The organism is Enterobacter sp. C4G1 (assembly GCF_052886895.1).
In genome coordinates, this window is the sequence record NZ_JBQVVV010000001.1 from 1,752,232 (window position 1) to 1,770,520 (window position 18,289).

At 53.8% G+C, this 18,289-nt stretch carries 18 protein-coding genes and 1 other annotated feature; of the genes, 14 read left to right on the plus strand and 4 right to left on the minus strand.

Annotation, left to right across the window (positions count from 1 at the left end; genetic code table 11):
* Position 1 precedes the first annotated feature (1 nt).
* Positions 2–1,669, minus strand: coding sequence for an energy-dependent translational throttle protein EttA (gene ettA / locus ACT9TW_RS08475; protein WP_014068814.1), 1,668 nt, complete (start codon positions 1,667–1,669; stop codon positions 2–4).
* A gap of 227 nt (positions 1,670–1,896) precedes the next feature.
* Here ettA and sltY point away from each other — a divergent pair, with 227 nt between their 5' ends.
* Both sltY and trpR read left to right on the plus strand, forming a co-directional pair.
* The gene (gene sltY, locus ACT9TW_RS08480) at positions 1,897–3,834 is read left to right on the plus strand and encodes a murein transglycosylase (RefSeq protein WP_446492122.1); all 1,938 of its coding nucleotides are present in this window, start codon (positions 1,897–1,899) and stop codon (positions 3,832–3,834) included.
* Positions 3,835–3,889: 55 nt separating this feature from the next.
* On the plus strand, positions 3,890–4,219 hold the full coding sequence (gene trpR, locus ACT9TW_RS08485; RefSeq protein ID WP_182059507.1) for a trp operon repressor: 330 nt from the start codon (positions 3,890–3,892) through the stop codon (positions 4,217–4,219).
* Between the two features lie 25 nt (positions 4,220–4,244).
* Here trpR and yjjX read toward each other — a convergent pair whose 3' ends face one another.
* Positions 4,245–4,760 carry an inosine/xanthosine triphosphatase gene (gene yjjX, locus ACT9TW_RS08490; protein WP_446492123.1) on the minus strand — a complete coding sequence of 172 codons (516 nt, stop codon included), beginning with the start codon at positions 4,758–4,760 and terminating at the stop codon, positions 4,245–4,247.
* Between the two features lie 49 nt (positions 4,761–4,809).
* Here yjjX and gpmB point away from each other — a divergent pair, with 49 nt between their 5' ends.
* Entirely contained in the window at positions 4,810–5,457 is a 648-nt protein-coding gene (gene gpmB / locus ACT9TW_RS08495) for a 2,3-diphosphoglycerate-dependent phosphoglycerate mutase GpmB (RefSeq protein WP_446492124.1), read from the plus strand.
* Here gpmB and robA read toward each other — a convergent pair.
* Positions 5,454–6,323, minus strand: coding sequence for an MDR efflux pump AcrAB transcriptional activator RobA (robA, locus tag ACT9TW_RS08500; protein ID WP_182059510.1), 870 nt, complete (start codon positions 6,321–6,323; stop codon positions 5,454–5,456). The genes gpmB and robA overlap by 4 nt on opposite strands.
* 211 nt (positions 6,324–6,534) lie before the next feature.
* On the opposite strand from robA, the gene creA reads away from it, so the two are divergent.
* From creA to creD, 4 genes are read left to right on the plus strand one after another with little or no spacing between them, the layout of a single operon-like run.
* Entirely contained in the window at positions 6,535–7,005 is a 471-nt protein-coding gene (gene creA / locus ACT9TW_RS08505) for a protein CreA (RefSeq protein ID WP_014068820.1), read from the plus strand.
* 14 nt (positions 7,006–7,019) lie between these two features.
* Entirely contained in the window at positions 7,020–7,709 is a 690-nt protein-coding gene (gene creB, locus ACT9TW_RS08510; protein ID WP_446492125.1) for a two-component system response regulator CreB, read from the plus strand.
* Positions 7,709–9,133, plus strand: a complete 1,425-nt coding sequence (creC, locus tag ACT9TW_RS08515) for a two-component system sensor histidine kinase CreC (protein WP_446492126.1) — start codon at positions 7,709–7,711, stop codon at positions 9,131–9,133. Before creB ends, creC begins: the two co-directional genes overlap by 1 nt.
* Before the next feature lie 56 nt (positions 9,134–9,189).
* Positions 9,190–10,542, plus strand: coding sequence for a cell envelope integrity protein CreD (gene creD / locus ACT9TW_RS08520; RefSeq protein ID WP_446492127.1), 1,353 nt, complete (start codon positions 9,190–9,192; stop codon positions 10,540–10,542).
* A 47-nt stretch (positions 10,543–10,589) separates the two neighbouring features.
* Here the strand turns inward: creD and arcA are convergent, their stop codons facing one another.
* The gene (gene arcA / locus ACT9TW_RS08525) at positions 10,590–11,306 is read right to left on the minus strand and encodes a two-component system response regulator ArcA (RefSeq protein ID WP_003856501.1); all 717 of its coding nucleotides are present in this window, start codon (positions 11,304–11,306) and stop codon (positions 10,590–10,592) included.
* A gap of 95 nt (positions 11,307–11,401) precedes the next feature.
* Between arcA and yjjY the strand changes: the two genes are divergently transcribed.
* The 7 genes from yjjY (at position 11,402) to ACT9TW_RS08560 (ending at position 18,280) form a co-directional block, all read left to right on the plus strand.
* Positions 11,402–11,542: a YjjY family protein gene (gene yjjY, locus ACT9TW_RS08530; protein ID WP_001541509.1), complete on the plus strand. Its 141-nt coding sequence runs from the start codon at positions 11,402–11,404 to the stop codon at positions 11,540–11,542.
* 399 nt (positions 11,543–11,941) lie between these two features.
* Positions 11,942–12,628 carry a tRNA/rRNA methyltransferase gene (locus ACT9TW_RS08535; RefSeq protein ID WP_436354258.1) on the plus strand — a complete coding sequence of 229 codons (687 nt, stop codon included), beginning with the start codon at positions 11,942–11,944 and terminating at the stop codon, positions 12,626–12,628.
* 211 nt (positions 12,629–12,839) lie between these two features.
* Positions 12,840–12,908 carry a thr operon leader peptide gene (thrL, locus tag ACT9TW_RS08540; protein ID WP_015572623.1) on the plus strand — a complete coding sequence of 23 codons (69 nt, stop codon included), beginning with the start codon at positions 12,840–12,842 and terminating at the stop codon, positions 12,906–12,908.
* Positions 12,847–12,964, plus strand: a sequence feature (Thr leader region). (Overlaps the previous gene by 62 nt.)
* A gap of 24 nt (positions 12,965–12,988) precedes the next feature.
* Positions 12,989–15,451, plus strand: coding sequence for a bifunctional aspartate kinase/homoserine dehydrogenase I (gene thrA / locus ACT9TW_RS08545; RefSeq protein ID WP_446492128.1), 2,463 nt, complete (start codon positions 12,989–12,991; stop codon positions 15,449–15,451).
* Between the two features lies 1 nt (position 15,452).
* A complete protein-coding gene (thrB, locus tag ACT9TW_RS08550) occupies positions 15,453–16,382 on the plus strand; it encodes a homoserine kinase (RefSeq protein WP_182059516.1) in 930 nt (309 codons plus the stop codon).
* Between the two features lie 3 nt (positions 16,383–16,385).
* Positions 16,386–17,672 carry a threonine synthase gene (gene thrC, locus ACT9TW_RS08555; protein WP_446492129.1) on the plus strand — a complete coding sequence of 429 codons (1,287 nt, stop codon included), beginning with the start codon at positions 16,386–16,388 and terminating at the stop codon, positions 17,670–17,672.
* A 293-nt stretch (positions 17,673–17,965) separates the two neighbouring features.
* Positions 17,966–18,280 carry a DUF2502 domain-containing protein gene (locus ACT9TW_RS08560; RefSeq protein ID WP_182059518.1) on the plus strand — a complete coding sequence of 105 codons (315 nt, stop codon included), beginning with the start codon at positions 17,966–17,968 and terminating at the stop codon, positions 18,278–18,280.
* The last annotated feature ends 9 nt before the right edge of the window (positions 18,281–18,289 follow it).

The window sequence follows — 18,289 nt, forward strand, 5'->3', positions numbered from 1 at the left end:
TTTATTTTGCAATACGCTTGTACTTAATACGCTTCGGCTCCAGCGCGTCTGCGCCCAGCGTGCGTTTCTTGTACTCTTCGTATTCGGTGAAGTTACCTTCAAAGAACTCCACTTTACCTTCATCCTGGTAATCCAGAATGTGGGTCGCAATACGGTCAAGGAACCAACGGTCGTGCGAGATAACCATGGCACAACCCGGGAACTCCAGCAGGGCGTTTTCCAGCGCGCGCAGGGTTTCGATGTCCAGGTCGTTGGTTGGTTCATCGAGCAGCAGAACGTTACCGCCAACCTGCAACAGTTTTGCCAGATGCAGACGACCACGTTCACCACCGGACAGCTCACCTACGCGTTTACCCTGGTCGGTGCCTTTGAAGTTAAAGCGGCCAACATAGGCGCGGCTTGGCATCTCGGTGTTGCCGATACGCATGATATCCAGACCGCCGGACACTTCTTCCCACACGGTTTTGCTGTTATCCATCGCGTCACGGAACTGGTCAACGGAGGCCAGCTTCACGGTATCACCCAGGGTGATAGAACCGCTGTCAGGCTGTTCCTGGCCCGACATCATGCGGAACAGGGTGGATTTACCCGCGCCGTTCGGACCGATGATGCCCACGATAGCGCCTTTCGGTACGGAGAATGTCAGGTCATCAATCAGCAGGCGGTCGCCGTAAGACTTACGCAGGTTGCTGACTTCAACCACTTTATCCCCCAGACGTGCTCCAGGTGGAATAAACAGTTCATTGGTTTCGTTACGTTTCTGGTATTCGGTGTTGTTCAGCTCTTCGAAGCGTGCCAGACGGGCTTTGCCCTTAGACTGACGGCCCTTTGCACCCTGACGAACCCACTCCAGCTCTTTCTCGATAGACTTGCGACGCGCTGCTTCAGCCGAAGCTTCCTGCGCCAGACGCTGATCTTTCTGCTCCAGCCAGGAGGAGTAGTTACCTTCCCACGGAATACCTTCACCACGGTCCAGCTCCAGGATCCAGCCTGCTACGTTATCGAGGAAGTAACGGTCGTGGGTAATCGCCACAACGGTGCCTTCGAAGTCGTGCAGGAAGCGTTCCAGCCATGCCACGGATTCTGCATCCAGGTGGTTGGTGGGTTCGTCGAGCAGCAGCATGTCTGGTTTTTCCAGCAGCAGGCGGCACAGCGCCACGCGGCGGCGTTCACCACCGGACAGGTTCGCGATTTTCGCATCCCAGTCTGGCAGACGCAGTGCATCCGCAGCACGTTCCAGCTGCACGTTCAGGTTGTGGCCGTCGTGCGCCTGGATAATCTCTTCAAACTTACCTTGCTGTGCGGCCAGCTTATCGAAATCTGCGTCCGGTTCGGCGTATTTAGCGTACACCTCGTCCAGACCTTTCAGTGCGTTAACCACTTCGGATACCGCTTCTTCAACGGATTCACGGACAGTATGTTCCGTGTTCAACTGAGGTTCCTGCGGCAGGTAGCCGATTTTGATGCCAGGCTGCGGACGGGCTTCACCTTCGATGTCTGTATCGATGCCGGCCATGATGCGCAGCAGGGTGGACTTACCGGCACCGTTGAGACCCAGAACACCGATTTTTGCGCCCGGGAAGAAGCTCAGCGAGATATTTTTAAGAATATGACGTTTCGGCGGGACAACTTTGCCGACACGATGCATGGTATAAACGAATTGAGCCACGTTGGACTTCGCCTCTTTTATCGTAATGAAAATAGGTTTCAGCTGCGAAGTGTAGCCTTTTTCCCGGTCTAATCACAGCCAGGAACGTCAGGAGTGTTAAAACGCGCAAGAAAGGTAAAAAAGTGTCCATGACGTGGCGCGTTGCCGGATGCCTGGTTAGCATAAGTTGATTAGACTTTGACGTGGCAAGACGCTGCAATTGACGAAAAAACAATGAGGAAGAGCTTGTGGAAAAAGCCAAACAGGTGGTCTGGCGTCTGCTGGCTGCCAGCGTATGCGTGATGGCGGTAAGCCAGGCGGTACATGCCGATTCACTGGATGAACAACGTAACCGCTACGCGCAAATCAAGCAGGCGTGGGACAACAAGCAGATGGATACTGTGCAGGCCCTGATGCCAACACTCAAAGATTATCCGCTGTATCCGTATCTGGAGTATCGCCAGATTACGGACGATCTCATGAATCAACCGACGGTTGCCGTGAATAACTTTATTCAGGCGAACCCAACATTGCCGCCGGCGCGCACCTTGCAGTCTCGTTTTGTGAACGAACTCGCGCGCCGTGAAGACTGGCGCGGGTTGTTAGCATTCAGCCCGGAAAAACCGAATACCACAGAAGCGCAGTGTAACTTCTACTACGCAAAATGGGCCACAGGGCAGCAGGATGAAGCCTGGGCAGGGGCAAAAGATCTGTGGCTGACCGGGAAAAACCAGCCTAATGCCTGTGATTCCCTCTTTGGCGCCTGGCGCGCATCCGGCAAACAAGATCCGCTGGCCTATCTTGAACGTATTCGTCTGGCGATGAAGGCCGGTAACACGCGTCTGGTCACGACGCTTGCCGGGCAAATGCCGTCGGACTACCAGACCATCTCTTCTGCGGTTATCGGTCTTGCGAACAATCCTGATTCGGTAATGACCTTTGCCCGTACCACCGGTGCTACCAATTTTACCCGCGAGATGGCGGAAGAGGCCTTTACCAGCGTGGCGCGTGACGATGTGGAAAACGCGCGGCTGATGATCCCACAGCTGGTGCAGGCGCAGCAGCTTAATGAAGAGCAAACCCAGGCGCTGCGCGATATCGTGGCGTGGCGATTGATGGGGACGGATGTCACTGACGATCAGGCGCGTTGGCGTGATGACGCGGTGATGCGCTCGAACTCAACCTCGCTGGTGGAGCGCCGCGTGCGGATGGCGTTGGGTAGCGGCGATCGCCGCGGGCTAAATACCTGGCTTGCCCGTCTGCCAATGGACGCAAAAGAGAAAGATGAATGGCGCTACTGGCAAGCTGACCTGCTGCTGGAGCGTGGGCGTGATGATGAAGCAAAAGAGATCCTCCATTCTCTGATGCAGCAGCGCGGCTTCTACCCGATGGCTGCGGCACAGCGTCTGGGCGAAGAGTACACCTTCCGTATCGACAAAGCGCCAGGTAATCCCAGTGCGACGCTGATTCAGGGGCCAGAAATGGCACGCGTACGTGAGCTGATGTACTGGAATATGGATAACACCGCGCGCAGCGAGTGGGCGAACCTGGTCACCAGCCGCACGACGGACGAGAAAGCGCAACTGGCCCGCTATGCCTTTGATAATCACTGGTGGGATCTGAGCGTGCAGGCGACGATCGCCGGTAAACTGTGGGATCATCTCGAAGAGCGTTTCCCGCTGGCTTATAAAGATCTGTTCGATCGCTATACCAGTGGCAAAGATATCCCGCAAAGCTACGCCATGGCGATTGCACGTCAGGAGAGCGCCTGGAACCCGAAAGTGCGCTCCCCGGTTGGGGCAAGCGGGCTGATGCAAATTATGCCGGGCACGGCCACGCACACCGTGAAGATGTTCAATATTCCGGGCTACAGCAATCCTGCACAACTGCTTGACCCGGATACCAACATCAATATCGGTACCAGCTATTTGCAGTATGTTTATCAGCAGTTTGGTAACAACCGTATCTTCTCTTCAGCGGCGTATAACGCCGGGCCTGGGCGTGTACGTACCTGGCTTGGTAACAGCGCTGGTCGTATTGATGCCGTGGCGTTTGTCGAGAGTATTCCGTTCTCTGAAACCCGCGGATATGTGAAGAACGTCCTGGCTTATGATGCCTACTATCGCTACTTCATGGGACAGAAAGATACCTTGATGAGCGACGCTGAGTGGCAGAGACGTTACTGATCGGCATGGGTTGTGTTATGCTGTACTCGTTAATGAGTACAACAGGCGGTATAACATGACCCAGCATTCCCCTTATTCATCGGCGATGGCCGAACAACGCAACCAGGAGTGGCTTCGTTTTGTGGAGTTGCTCCGTCAGTCTTATGTAGAGGATCTGCACTTACCGTTGTTACAGCTGATGCTGACGCCCGACGAGCGTGAAGCTCTGGGCACGCGCGTACGCATTATTGAAGAGTTACTGCGGGGCGAAATGAGCCAGCGCGAACTGAAAAACGAGCTGGGCGCAGGTATCGCGACGATCACTCGCGGCTCAAACAGCCTGAAGTCTGCGCCGGTTGAACTGCGTCAGTGGCTTGAAGCAGTATTGTTGAAAAACGCCGGATGATGGCTTCGCCATCCGGCCTACAAATTCAACGATATATCGCGTTATGAAACGGGCTTAACGCCAGGATCACTGCCTGATGGTACACGCTTGAACGCGTCAGGGTGCCAGCGGTAAAGACGCCAATTGCCCCTTCCTTACGACCAATCTCATCGATGCCGGTGTACTGTGACATCACCGGCCCGAGCGCTTCACCCGCGCGCACTTTTTCCAGAATAATGGCCGGTAATGGCAGCGTGGCCGAGCGCGCTTCGCCACTCAATTCCCGGTTTTCGATAACAACCCAGCTGAATGTTGCGCCTTCGTCGATGCCCGCTTCAATCGCGACCCAAAAGTCGGCCTCAGGGCAAGCTGCCTTTGCATTGGCAACACGATTTCGTGCGCCAGCGCGCGTTTCCTCGCTTCCAAACGGTTGTTCAGGTACACCACTCTCGACGGATACGGCGTCAATATGGCAGGATCCTTCGCCGAAGATCTCTTCAAATGCCCTTAGAATTGCCTGAATTTTGGCAGGATTAGTGGTAGCAGAGACAACATGGTGCATAATTAAGCTCGATTCAAAAAAACTCATCGCAGTATAACGGAAAAAAAGCATGTTACAGGTATACCTTGTTCGCCACGGTGAAACGCAGTGGAACGCCGAGCGACGTATTCAAGGCCAGTCAGACAGTCCTCTCACCGAAAAGGGTGTGCAACAAGCGTGGCAGGTAGCGGAACGCGCCAAAACGCTGGGCATTACTCACGTTATCGCAAGCGACTTAGGTCGCACACAACAGACCGCGCGTATTATCGCTGATGCCTGCGGCTGCGACGTTGCCCTCGAGCCGCGCCTGCGTGAGCTGAATATGGGCGTGCTGGAAAAGCGCCATATCGATTCTCTGAGTGAAAAAGAGGAAGGCTGGCGTCGTACGCTTGTTAACGGTACTGAAGACGGTCGAATTCCTGATGGTGAATCGATGCAGGAGCTGAGCGTGCGTATTCATGCCGCGCTGGCTGAGTGTCTGAAGCTCCCTGCCGGAAGCCGCCCGTTGCTGGTGAGCCACGGTATCGCGCTGGGCTGCCTGGTGAGTACGATTCTGGGCTTGCCTGCTTACGCAGAGCGCCGTTTGCGCCTGCGTAACTGCTCTATTTCCCGTATCGATTATCAGGAAAGTCAGTGGCTGGCGTCTGGCTGGATTGTGGAGATGGCAGGGGATATTTCGCATCTCGATGCCCCTGCGCTGGATGAATTACAGCGTTAATGCCTTATCGGGATTAAGAATTCCATCCGCAGATTGATTGGGCGTTCTTCCGGTTTCACATCACTTGCCGGGTAGTAACGCTCAATATCCTGACCTTTACGACGATTCAGATTCAGCATTGGCATACAGGTCCCGTATACGGTCAGGATAAATTCCTGAACGCCCGTCCCCAGACCTTCATACGTGAACATGACGTACTCGCCACCTTCCAGCACCACGGGTTTAGAGCCCTGGATGTAGCCATTGGCCATATCTGGTGTTAACGCTGTGGTGTAGAACACTTCCTGCTCGTCGTCTTTTTCCAGGCTTGGATGCGTTTCGTTCAGACCATACAGCAGTGGAGGAATGGCGGGCGCATGGCTCAGGAAATCGCGCCAGAACTGTACACGCATCTGGTGACGGAACTCGGAAATCTGCTCCAGCGAACAGGAGTAGCTTTGCGTTGTCCCAATCAGATGGGTTTCCGGTAGTGTAATGATTTCATATTTAGGCATGGCGAACTCGCCCAGACGCAGCGGCGGACGCATACCAAAAGAGCTCCAGTCAGGCGAGCGGCGATAGAGCGCTGGCGTCAACGAGAACTGCTTTTTAAAGGCGCGGGTGAAGGTTTGCTGTGAATCAAAGCGATATTGCAGTGCAATATCCAGAATCGGACGCGCGGTTAGACGCAGTGCGACAGCAGACTTTGACAGACGACGTGCGCGAATATAAGCACCGATAGCATGACCGGTGACATCCTTGAACATCCTTTGCAGATGCCACTTGGAATAGCCTGCTTTTGCCGCCACATTATCCAGTGACAAAGGCTGGTCCAGATGACCTTCCAGCCAGGTAAGCAGATCGCGAATAATTCCAGCCTGATCCATATACTATCCTCATCCTTAAAACAGCAGGTGCCTGATAACAGGTTAGCGGATAATAGCATTTTTTGATGTTTTAGCATTCAGTGTTTTTTTTGCTCATTAATGCTTTTTGCCGCACATTATGGGCGAATATATTCTAATCCTGTGATCTTGCTGCATTTTTATCTAACCTGTTGAATAATCGCTCAGCGTAATTTTAAAGAATGGTAACAATATGAAATACAAGACATTGATCTTAACCGCCGCCTTGCTGATGGTGGGCCGAGTCGCTCAGGCAGAACAGATTGGTTCTGTCGATACGGTGTTCAAAATGTTCGGTCCTGACCACAAAATCGTGGTTGAAGCCTTCGATGATCCTGACGTGAAAAACGTCACCTGCTATATCAGTCGGGCGAAAACGGGCGGTATCAAAGGTGGCCTGGGGCTGGCTGAAGATACTTCTGATGCGGCTATTTCGTGTCAGCAGGTTGGCCCGGTCGAGCTGAGTGATAAAATCAAAAACGGCAAAGCGCAGGGGGATGTGGTGTTCCAGAAACGCACGTCTCTGGTGTTCAAAAAGCTGCAAGTCGTGCGTTTTTATGATGCCAAACGCAACACGCTGGCGTACCTGGCATATTCCGACAAAGTGGTGGAAGGGTCGCCGAAAAATGCGCTGAGCGCAGTGCCGATTATGCCGTGGCACTAATTCAGGGATGAATCATGCAACAACCTGTAGTCTGGCTGGTTGAAGACGAAATCAGCATCGCCGATACGCTTATCTACATGCTCCAGCAGGAAGGATTTGCGGTGAAAGCGTTTGAGCGCGGTTTACCGGTGCTGGAAGAGGCGCGGCGGCAGGTTCCCGCGCTGGCTATTCTGGACGTCGGTCTGCCGGATATCAGCGGCTTTGAACTGTGTCGCCAGCTACTGGCGCTGCATCCGTCTCTGCCGGTGCTGTTTCTGACGGCACGCAGTGATGAAGTGGACAAACTGCTCGGCCTGGAAATGGGCGCGGATGACTACGTTGCTAAACCGTTCTCGCCGCGTGAAGTCTGCGCCCGGGTAAGGACTATCCTGCGACGGATGCAAAAATCCGCCGTGCCCTCTGAAATCGTCCGAATCGGGCAGTTCGAGCTGAACGAGCCTGCGGCCCAAATCACCTGGTGCGGAGAGCCTTTGCTGCTGACCCGCTATGAATTCCTGCTGCTCAAAACGCTGTTGCAGGCACCGGGACGCGTGTTTTCGCGCCAACAGCTCATGGATAAAGTCTGGGGTGATGACGGCGACAGTTTTGATCGTACCGTAGACACCCACATCAAAACCCTGCGTGCCAAGCTGCGGGCGGTGAATGACGTGCTTTCGCCCATCAGCACCCATCGCGGAATGGGCTACAGTCTGGGGCTTTATTGATGCGTATTGGAATGCGACTGCTGCTTGGGTATTTCCTGATCGTCGCCATCGCCGCATGGTTTGTGCTGTCGATCTTCGTCCAGGAAGTGAAGCCCGGCGTGCGCAGGGCAACGGAAGGCACGCTGATCGATACCGCGACGCTGCTGGCCGAAGTTGGGCGGGATGATTTGCTCTCGGGTGATGCGCAGCAGGGCAAACTGGCGCAGGCGTTTTCACAGCTGCATCAGCGGCCTTTTCGCGCCAACATTGGCGGCATTCACAAAGTCCGCAACGAATATCATGTCTACATGACCGACGCGCAGGGCAGGGTGGTGTTTGATTCCGCCGGTCTGGCCGTAGGGCAAGATTATTCCCGCTGGAACGACGTCTGGCTGACACTTCGTGGTGAATACGGTGCGCGCAGTACCCTGAGTCACCCAGACGACCCGGAGAGTACGGTGATGTACGTTGCCGCACCGGTCAGGGATCAGGGCAAAATTATCGGCGTGCTCTCGGTCGGGAAACCGAATATGGCAATGGCTCCCGTGATCCACCGTAGTGAACGGCGGATACTGTGGGCAGGTGGTGCGCTGCTCGGCATTGCGTTGCTGATTGGTCTGGCGGTGGCATGGTGGATTAACCGTTCGATCGGCACCTTGTCACGCTATGCTGACTCGGTGACCACCGATGCGCCGCTGCCGTTACCCAATCCGGGCAGCAGTGAACTGCGCAAGCTGGCGCAGGCGCTGGAAAATATGCGCATTCGTCTGGAGGGGAAAAACTACATTGAACACTATGTCCATGCGCTTACTCACGAGCTGAAAAGCCCGATTGCCGCCATTCGTGGGGCGGCAGAAATTCTCGCAGAGCAACCGCCGCCACAGGTGGCCGCGCGGTTTATTGACAATATCCTGGTGCAAAACGCGCATATGCAGTCGCTGGTTGAAAAGCTGCTCACGCAGGCGCGGCTTGAAAACCGGGTGGAGATTGTGCCGGTGAGTGTCAGTGTCGATACGCTGTTTATACGCCTGACTGACACGCGCACTGCACTGCTGGCGGCGAAAAATATTACGCTTATCTGTGACAACACTTCCCTCAGTGTCGCGGGCGATCCGGACCTGCTCGAACAGGCGTTGGGCAATTTACTGGATAACGCTATCGATTTTACACCACCGGGTGGCGTCATTAGTCTTATTGCGCGCGAAGCACAAAAGCAGGTGCAGCTCATCGTGACCGATAGCGGAAACGGGATCCCGGACTATGCGCTGGCGCGCGTTTTTGAACGCTTCTATTCACTGCCGCGTGACAACGGGCTGAAGAGTAGCGGGCTGGGGCTGGCATTTGTTCAGGAGGTGGCTCGTCTGCATCAGGGAGAGATAACGTTGCACAATCGGGAAGAGGGAGGCGCTATCGCAACGCTGACACTTCACCCTCACTTCACATAGCTTCAAACTGGCCCCACATAACCTCGTTACGCTCTCTTCATCACAAAGGAGACGTAATGATGAAATCCCCCCTGTTCTGGAAAGTAAGCACCCTGCTGGGGTGCATCCTGCTGCTGTTAGTTCCGCTGTTTATGGTCAGCAACCTGATTTCGGAGCGCGAGAGCTACCGCAATGACGTTGAAAATACCCTTCGCCAAAGCACCAGCGGACCACAAAAACTGGTTGGCCCGCTGATTGCCATTCCGGTAACGGAGGTTTTTTACAAGATAGAAGATGAGAAGCGGGTTGAATACAAGAAAAGTTATCAGCATTTCATTTTGCCGGAGTCCCTGCTTGTTGACGGCAATCAGCACGTTGAGTCCCGGAGCATTGGCATTTATGACGGGCAGATCTGGAATACGGATCTGAAAATCAAAGCGCAATTCTCAACAGAAAAAATGGCGCAGCTGAAAGGGGAAACCATGACTCTCGGACAGCCATTTATCGTGGTCGGGGTTGGCGATTCTCGCGGAATTGGTACGGTGAGTGTGTCAAAAATTAACGGTGAGACGCTGAACGTCGAGCCGGGTTCTGGCGCTTACGGGGCACTTTCCGGTATCCATATACCACTGACGGATAAAGCGCTGGAAGCGAAAACCTTTACGCTGGAGATGTCGCTGAATCTGGCAGGCACCGGCAGTTTTGCAGTGGTACCGGTAGGTCGTAACAGTGAATTGACGCTCAACAGCAACTGGCCGCATCCGGGATTTATGGGTGATTACCTGCCGGTTAAGCACAAGATTAGCGAAACGGGTTTCCAGGCGAACTGGCAGAGCAGTTGGTTTGCAAACAATATGGAGAGCTGGTTTAGCGGACAACCGTCACCAGAATGGCGCGACATTCCGGCCTTCAGCGTCACGGTTGCCACGCCTGCGGATCAATACCAATTGACCGACCGCGCCGTGAAGTACGCTATTTTACTGATTGTGCTGACGTTTATGGCCTTCTTTGTCTTCGAAACCTTAACCGGTCTGCGTCTGCATCCGATGCAGTACCTGCTGGTGGGGCTCTCACTGGTGCTGTTCTATCTGGTCCTGCTGGCGTTGACTGAGCATGTTGGGTTTGCCCCCGCATGGATTATTGCAAGCCTGGTTGGTGCGGCGATGAACGGGATGTATTTGCAGGCGGTACTGAAAAGCTGGCAGAGAAGTGGCATGTTTGTCCTGGCATTGCTGGGGCTGGATATGGTGATGTGGTTCCTGCTGCGTTCAGAGGACAGCGCGCTGCTGCTGGGGTCTGCGGTTCTAGCGCTCGCGCTGTTTGCAGTGATGTACCTGACGCGCCACTTCGACTGGTACTCGCTCTCTCAGCCTAAGCGTCCAAAGTCGCCCGTAGAGCCGGATGATGAAGAAATGCGAATCTGGAAATAAAAAAAACGGCGCGTTAAGCGCCGTTTTTTAATGCGTTATGTACAGGATCACTCCTGCAAGTCACCGCAGAAGCGATAGCCTTCGCCATGGATGGTGGCGATGATTTCCGGTGTATCTGGCGTTGATTCGAAGTGTTTACGAATACGACGGATAGTCACATCGACGGTACGGTCATGAGGCTTCAGCTCGCGACCAGTCATTTTCTTCAGCAGCTCAGCACGGGACTGGATCTTGCCTGGGTTTTCGCAGAAGTGCAGCATGGCGCGGAATTCACTGCGCGGCAGCTTGTACTGCTCACCGTTCGGGCTAATCAGTGAACGGCTGTTGATATCGAGTTCCCAGCCATTAAATTTGTAGCTGTCTACGCTACGACGCTCTTCACTGACCGTACCCAGGTTCATGGTGCGGGACAGCAGGTTGCGTGCACGAATGGTTAACTCGCGAGGATTAAACGGTTTGGTGATATAGTCATCCGCACCGATTTCCAGGCCAAGAATTTTATCAACTTCGTTGTCACGGCCTGTCAGGAACATCAACGCAACGTTCGCCTGTTCACGCAGTTCGCGCGCCAGAAGAAGGCCGTTTTTGCCCGGCAGGTTGATATCCATAATGACCAGATTGATATCATTTTCAGAAAGGATCTGATGCATCTCTGCGCCATCGGTCGCTTCAAAGACATCGTAGCCTTCTGCTTCGAAAATGCTCTTTAACGTGTTGCGTGTTACCAACTCGTCTTCAACGATAAGAATGTGCGGGGTCTGCATGTTTGCTACCTAAATTGCCAACTAAATCGAAACAGGAAGTACAAAAGTCCCTGACCTGCCTGATGCATGTCGCAAATTAACATGACCGGCCTAACGTGACTAAAGTACGTAATTGCGTTCTTGATGCACTTTCCATCAACGTCAACAACATCATTAGCTTGGTCGTGGGTACTTTCCCTTTGGACCCGACAGTGTCAAAAACGGCTGTCATCCTAACCATTTTAACAGCAACATAACAGGCTAAGTGACACCGGACACCCAATAAAACTACGCTTCGTTGACATATATCAAGTTCAATTGTAGCACGTTAACAGTTTGATGAAATCATCGTATCTGAATGCTAGCCTTTGTCACAATTTTTCAATAAACCAACTAGTTGCGGACATTGATTGATAAACAACACGAATCCAATCATTAAAGGGTATTCACACGACCATTATCATTACAAAACATAAGGATAAGAGGGTTCTGTTAACATTCTAACTGATTGTTCAGCCACAAAATAGTTTAGCGATTTTAATTTGTTAAGAAACGCTATTTCGGTGATTTGTGTTGCAAATTTGTAAATTCGTGCTGCGTAATATGTTGAAGTGCATCACATTTTTACCCGCTAACTGATTAAAAAGAGAGCATAAATGCATCTTTCGATTGTGCTGGTAGCTCCAGCAAGAGCAGAAAATATAGGCGCTGCGGCGCGTGCCATGAAGACCATGGGTTTTACCGATTTGCGTATCGTGGACAGCACGGCGCACCTGGAACCCGCAACGCGCTGGGTCGCACATGGTTCAGGCGATATCATCGATAATATAACAACTTACGACACGCTGGCGGATGCGCTGCACGATATTTCCTTTACCGTTGCGACCACCGCGCGCAGCCGGGCGAAGTTCCATTACTACGCGACACCTGCCGAACTGGTGCCATTACTGGCCGAAAAAAGCGAATGGCTGACGAAAGCGGCGCTGGTATTTGGCCGTGAAGATTCGGGTTTAACCAACGAAGAGCTGGAGCTGGCAGATGTCCTGACCGGTGTTCCTATGGTTGCCGATTATCCATCGTTGAATTTAGGGCAGGCGGTGATGGTCTACTGCTATCAATTAGCATCCTTAATGCAAACCACTCCTGCTCAGATAACGGGCACAGATGAAAATCAGCTGGTGGCGTTACGCGCCCGTTTGCAGAATTTGTTAACGGCGCTGGACGTGGCTGACGATCAAAAAATGGCTGACTGGTTGCATCAGCGCCTTGGGCGTCTTGAGCAGCGAGACACGGCAATGTTGCACCGATTACTGCACGACATTGAAAAAAAATTGACCGAGTAAAATACTGCCATAAGTTTTTAATATGGCGAAATTGACTAATGTCATGGGTTGTGTTTGGGTGATTCGGATGAAAATAAATCTGCAAGCAGCGGGAGATGAGAGTGTCCCGAATTGTGATCAAATTAAAAATTCATTGACTTAAGGTGCCCGATCCTTTAACCCTAAAAGAATACAGCACAGACAGATAATAATTACAGAGTACACAACATCCATGAAACGCATCAGCATCACTACTATTACCACAACCATCATCATTACCACAGGTAACGATGCGGGCTGACGCGTACAGGAAAAACAGAAAAAAGCCCGCACCTAAACAGTGCGGGCTTTTTTTTCGGCTAAAGATCATGAGGTAATTCCATGCGAGTGTTGAAGTTCGGCGGTACATCAGTGGCAAATGCAGAACGTTTTCTGCGTGTTGCCGATATCCTGGAAAGCAACGCCAGGCAGGGGCAGGTAGCAACCGTGCTCTCTGCCCCGGCGAAAATCACGAATCACCTGGTGGCGATGATTGAAAAAACCATCGGTGGCCAGGATGCACTCCCGAACATAAGTGACGCAGAGCGGATCTTCGCCGAGCTGCTTCAGGGGCTGGCAGATGCGCAGCCTGGCTTCCCGCTCGCGCAGCTGAAAGCCTTTGTCGAACATGAATTTGCCCAGATCAAACACGTCCTGCACGGTATCAGCCTGCTGGGTCAGTGCCCGGATGGCATCAATGCGGCGTTGATCTGCCGCGGTGAGAAGCTCTCCATCGCCATCATGGCGGGCCTGCTGGAAGCGCGCGGTCATAACGTCACCGTTATCGACCCGGTCGAAAAACTGCTGGCAGTAGGTCATTATCTCGAATCGACTGTTGATATTGCCGAATCTACCCGCCGTATTGCCGCGAGCAAAATTCCGTCTGACCACATGATCCTGATGGCCGGCTTCACCGCCGGGAACGAGAAGGGCGAGCTGGTGGTTCTGGGGCGTAACGGCTCGGACTACTCTGCTGCCGTGCTGGCAGCCTGTTTACGCGCCGACTGTTGCGAAATCTGGACTGACGTCGACGGCGTGTATACCTGCGACCCGCGCCAGGTCCCTGATGCCAGGTTGTTGAAATCGATGTCGTATCAGGAAGCCATGGAGCTGTCTTACTTCGGCGCTAAAGTGCTTCACCCACGTACCATCTCTCCGATTGCCCAGTTCCAGATCCCTTGCCTGATTAAAAATACCGGTAATCCGCAAGCGCCAGGCACACTGATTGGCGCCAGCAATGATGAAGACGGCCTGCCGGTGAAAGGCATTTCTAATCTGAATAACATGGCGATGTTTAGCGTGTCTGGCCCGGGCATGAAAGGCATGGTTGGCATGGCGGCCCGTGTGTTCGCGGCAATGTCCCGCAATGGCATTTCCGTTGTGCTGATCACCCAATCCTCTTCCGAGTACAGCATCAGCTTCTGCGTGCCTCAGGGCGACTGCCTGCGCGCTCGTCGTGCGCTGGAAGACGAATTCTATCTGGAGCTGAAAGAAGAGTTGCTGGAGCCGCTGTCCATTCAGGAGCGTCTGGCGATTATCTCCGTGGTGGGTGACGGGATGCGCACCCTGCGCGGTATTTCTGCCAAATTCTTTGCGGCGCTGGCGCGCGCTAATATCAACATTGTGGCGATTGCCCAGGGCTCGTCCGAGCGTTCCATCTCCGTGGTGGTTGATAATGATGATGCCACCACCGGCGTTCGCGTTGTCCACCAGATGCTGTTCAACACCGACCAGGTGATTGAGCTGTTCCTGATTGGCGTGGGCGGTGTTGGCGGTGCGCTGCTGGAGCAGGTAAAGCGTCAGCAGGCATGGCTAAAGAAGAAACATATTGATTTGCGCGTGTGTGGTATCGCGAACTCGAAAGCGCTGCTGACCAACGTCCACGGCCTGAATCTGGAAAACTGGCAGGGGGAGATGAGTGATGCGAAAGAGCCTTTCAACCTGGGGCGGCTTATCCGTCTGGTGAAAGAGTATCACCTGTTAAACCCGGTGATTGTTGACTGTACCTCTAACCAGGCCGTAGCGGATCAATACGCTGACTTCCTGCGAGAAGGGTTCCACGTGGTAACGCCGAACAAAAAGGCCAACACCTCGTCAATGAATTATTACCATCAGCTGCGTCTGGCGGCGAGCAAATCACGCCGCAAGTTCCTTTACGACACCAACGTTGGCGCAGGGCTGCCGGTTATCGAGAACCTGCAAAACCTGCTGAACGCCGGTGATGAACTGCAACGTTTCTCTGGCATTCTTTCTGGCTCGTTGTCGTTTATCTTCGGTAAGCTGGATGAAGGGATGAGCTTGTCTGAAGCGACGCGTGCGGCACGTGAGCTGGGCTACACCGAGCCGGATCCACGCGATGATCTTTCCGGGATGGATGTGGCGCGTAAGCTGCTGATCCTGGCGCGTGAAACCGGACGCGAGCTGGAACTTTCGGATATCGTGATTGAACCGGTGTTGCCGGCAGAGTTTGATGACAGCGGCGATGTCAGCACCTTTATGGCCCGTCTGCCGCAGCTTGATGACGCATTTGCTGCGCGTATTGCGAAAGCCCGTGATGAAGGTAAGGTATTGCGCTATGTTGGCAACATTGAAGATGACGGCGTTTGCCGCGTGAAGATTGCTGAAGTGGATGGCAACGATCCACTGTTCAAAGTCAAAAACGGCGAGAACGCCCTGGCGTTTTACAGCCACTATTATCAGCCATTACCGTTGGTGCTTCGCGGTTATGGCGCGGGGAACGATGTTACAGCTGCGGGCGTGTTTGCCGACCTGCTTCGTACCCTGTCATGGAAGTTAGGAGTTTAACATGGTGAAAGTTTATGCCCCGGCTTCCAGCGCCAATATGAGCGTCGGATTTGATGTGCTGGGTGCGGCGGTAACGCCGGTTGATGGCTCGCTGCTGGGCGATACGGTGACGGTTGAGACGGCTGACAGTTTTAGCCTGAATAACGTGGGCCGCTTTGCCAGCAAGCTTCCGGCCGACCCGCGCGAAAACATCGTTTATCAGTGCTGGGAAAGATTCTGTCAGGAGATCGGCAAAAACGTGCCGGTCGCCATGACGCTGGAAAAGAGTATGCCGATTGGCTCCGGGCTGGGCTCGAGCGCGTGCTCGGTGGTGGCAGCGCTGGTGGCCATGAATGAACACTGCGGCAAACCGCTGAACAATAACCGCCTGCTGGGGTTAATGGGCGAGCTGGAAGGGCGTATTTCCGGCAGCATCCATTATGATAACGTCGCGCCGTGTTTCCTTGGTGGAATGCAGCTGATGATTGAAGAAAATGGCATCATCAGTCAGCAGGTGCCAGGGTTTGATGAATGGCTGTGGGTACTGGCTTACCCGGGGATTAAAGTCTCGACCGCAGAAGCACGCGCGATCCTGCCGGCACAGTATCGTCGTCAGGACTGTATCGCTCACGGACGTCATCTGGCGGGCTTTATTCATGCCTGCTACACCCGTCAGCCACAGCTTGCGGCAAAATTGATGAAAGATGTGATCGCCGAACCGTATCGCACCAAACTGCTGCCTGGCTTTAACGAAGCGCGCCAGGCATCGCTGGATATCGGCGCGCAGGCGTGCGGTATTTCCGGCTCTGGCCCGACGCTGTTCGCATTATGCGATAACCCAGACACCGCGCAGCGCGTGGCGGACTGGCTCTCTAAACACTACCTGCAAAATCAGGAAGGCTTTGTTCATATTTGCCGTCTGGACACGGCTGGCGCACGAGTACTGGGATAAATAATGAAACTCTACAACCTTAAAGATCATAACGAGCAGGTCAGCTTCGCGCAGGCGGTAACGCAGGGGCTGGGCAAAAACCAGGGGCTGTTTTTCCCCCACGACCTGCCTGAATTTCCTTTGACTGATATCGATGAACTGCTGAAACAAGATTTTGTCACCCGCAGCGCCAAAATTCTGTCTGCGTTTATCGGCGACGAAATCCCACAAGAATTGCTGGAAGAGCGCGTGCGTGCGGCGTTCGCCTTCCCGGCACCGGTCAATCACGTTGAGCCTGACGTGGGCTGCCTTGAGCTGTTCCACGGCCCGACCCTGGCCTTTAAAGACTTCGGTGGCCGCTTTATGGCGCAGATGCTGACCCACATCAGCGGCGACAAACCGGTGACCATTCTGACCGCGACCTCTGGCGATACGGGCGCTGCCGTGGCCCATGCGTTTTATGGCCTGAAAAATGTCCGCGTCGTTATCCTGTATCCGAAGGGCAAAATCAGCCCGCTTCAGGAAAAACTGTTCTGTACCCTGGGCGGTAACATCGAAACGGTAGCGATTGACGGCGATTTTGATGCCTGTCAGGCGCTGGTTAAACAAGCATTCGATGATGAAGAGCTGAAAGTGGCGCTGGGTCTGAACTCGGCGAACTCCATCAACATCAGCCGCCTGCTGGCGCAGATTTGTTACTACTTCGAAGCCGTCGCGCAACTGCCGCAGGAAGCCCGTAACCAGCTGGTTATCTCTGTCCCAAGCGGTAACTTTGGTGACCTGACGGCTGGCCTGCTGGCGAAATCTCTGGGCCTGCCGGTGAAGCGTTTTATCGCTGCGACCAACGCGAACGACACCGTACCGCGCTTCCTGAAAGACGGGAAATGGGCACCAAACGCGACCCAGGCTACGCTTTCTAACGCCATGGACGTTAGCCAGCCAAACAACTGGCCGCGTGTTGAAGAGCTGTTCCGCCGTAAAGTGTGGCGTCTTGGCGATCTCGGCTATGCAGCGGTGACTGATGAAACCACCAAAGACACCATGCGTGAGCTGAAAGCGGTGGGGTATATCTCTGAGCCGCACGCTGCCATCGCTTACCGTGCGCTGCGCGACCAGCTGAACCCAGGCGAATATGGTCTGTTCCTGGGCACGGCGCATCCGGCGAAGTTTAAAGAGAGCGTGGAAGCGATTCTGGGTGAAACACTGCCGCTGCCAAAAGAGCTGGCAGATCGCGCCGACCTGCCGCTGCTGTCTCACGAGCTGCCGGCAGATTTTGCTGCGCTGCGTAAGTTGATGATGACCCGCGCATGATTGTGTTGCCCGGTGGCGGCTACGCCTTACCGGGCCTACAACGGCTCTGAACGTAGGCCGGGTAAGCGCAGCGCCACCCGGCAACAGCAGCACTGAACCGAGGCCGGGTGAACTAAGCCTCCACCCGGCTTTTTTATGGAGAAATTAAGGAGAAAATAAGCAGTAATAATGCAGGAATTCCCACTAAATGCGGTCGCTCAGAGATTAGGATTGCAGAGAATAACAACCCCGGTTCCCCTCACGTAATCTCCTTACATCGGCCCACGTTGGGCAAGAATAATAAGGAGTCACCTATGTCTAAACTGAAACCTGCACTCATCGCGCTTTCACTGATGCTGGTTGCTCCCATGGCAGTACAGGCAGCTGAAATCACACTCGTGCCTGCGGTAAAACTGCAAATTGGCGATCAGGATAACAACGGACAATACTGGGATGGCGGCCATTGGCGCGACCATGACTGGTGGAGAGCGCACTACGACTGGCGTGATAACCACTGGCGTCCGCATGATGAGCATCGCAGTCATGATGATCACCGCGACCGTCACGACGATCGTCATGACGACCGCCACGACGACCGCGGCCCAGGGCCAGAGTGGAAGCACCACTAATTAAAACCC

What these genes read in the sequence shown, in the direction of transcription:
- trpR (WP_182059507.1), top strand. Translation starts at nt 3,890, where the DNA reads ATGACCCAGCATTCCCCTTATTCATCGGCGATGGCCGAACAACGCAAC.
- arcA (WP_003856501.1), bottom strand. Translation starts at nt 11,306, where the DNA reads ATGCAGACCCCGCACATTCTTATCGTTGAAGACGAGTTGGTAACACGC.
- creA (WP_014068820.1), top strand. Translation starts at nt 6,535, where the DNA reads ATGAAATACAAGACATTGATCTTAACCGCCGCCTTGCTGATGGTGGGC.
- yjjX (WP_446492123.1), bottom strand. Translation starts at nt 4,760, where the DNA reads ATGCACCATGTTGTCTCTGCTACCACTAATCCTGCCAAAATTCAGGCA.
- thrC (WP_446492129.1), top strand. Translation starts at nt 16,386, where the DNA reads ATGAAACTCTACAACCTTAAAGATCATAACGAGCAGGTCAGCTTCGCG.
- ACT9TW_RS08560 (WP_182059518.1), top strand. Translation starts at nt 17,966, where the DNA reads ATGTCTAAACTGAAACCTGCACTCATCGCGCTTTCACTGATGCTGGTT.
- creB (WP_446492125.1), top strand. Translation starts at nt 7,020, where the DNA reads ATGCAACAACCTGTAGTCTGGCTGGTTGAAGACGAAATCAGCATCGCC.
- creD (WP_446492127.1), top strand. Translation starts at nt 9,190, where the DNA reads ATGATGAAATCCCCCCTGTTCTGGAAAGTAAGCACCCTGCTGGGGTGC.
- thrA (WP_446492128.1), top strand. Translation starts at nt 12,989, where the DNA reads ATGCGAGTGTTGAAGTTCGGCGGTACATCAGTGGCAAATGCAGAACGT.
- creC (WP_446492126.1), top strand. Translation starts at nt 7,709, where the DNA reads ATGCGTATTGGAATGCGACTGCTGCTTGGGTATTTCCTGATCGTCGCC.
- thrB (WP_182059516.1), top strand. Translation starts at nt 15,453, where the DNA reads ATGGTGAAAGTTTATGCCCCGGCTTCCAGCGCCAATATGAGCGTCGGA.
- ACT9TW_RS08535 (WP_436354258.1), top strand. Translation starts at nt 11,942, where the DNA reads ATGCATCTTTCGATTGTGCTGGTAGCTCCAGCAAGAGCAGAAAATATA.
- gpmB (WP_446492124.1), top strand. Translation starts at nt 4,810, where the DNA reads ATGTTACAGGTATACCTTGTTCGCCACGGTGAAACGCAGTGGAACGCC.
- robA (WP_182059510.1), bottom strand. Translation starts at nt 6,323, where the DNA reads ATGGATCAGGCTGGAATTATTCGCGATCTGCTTACCTGGCTGGAAGGT.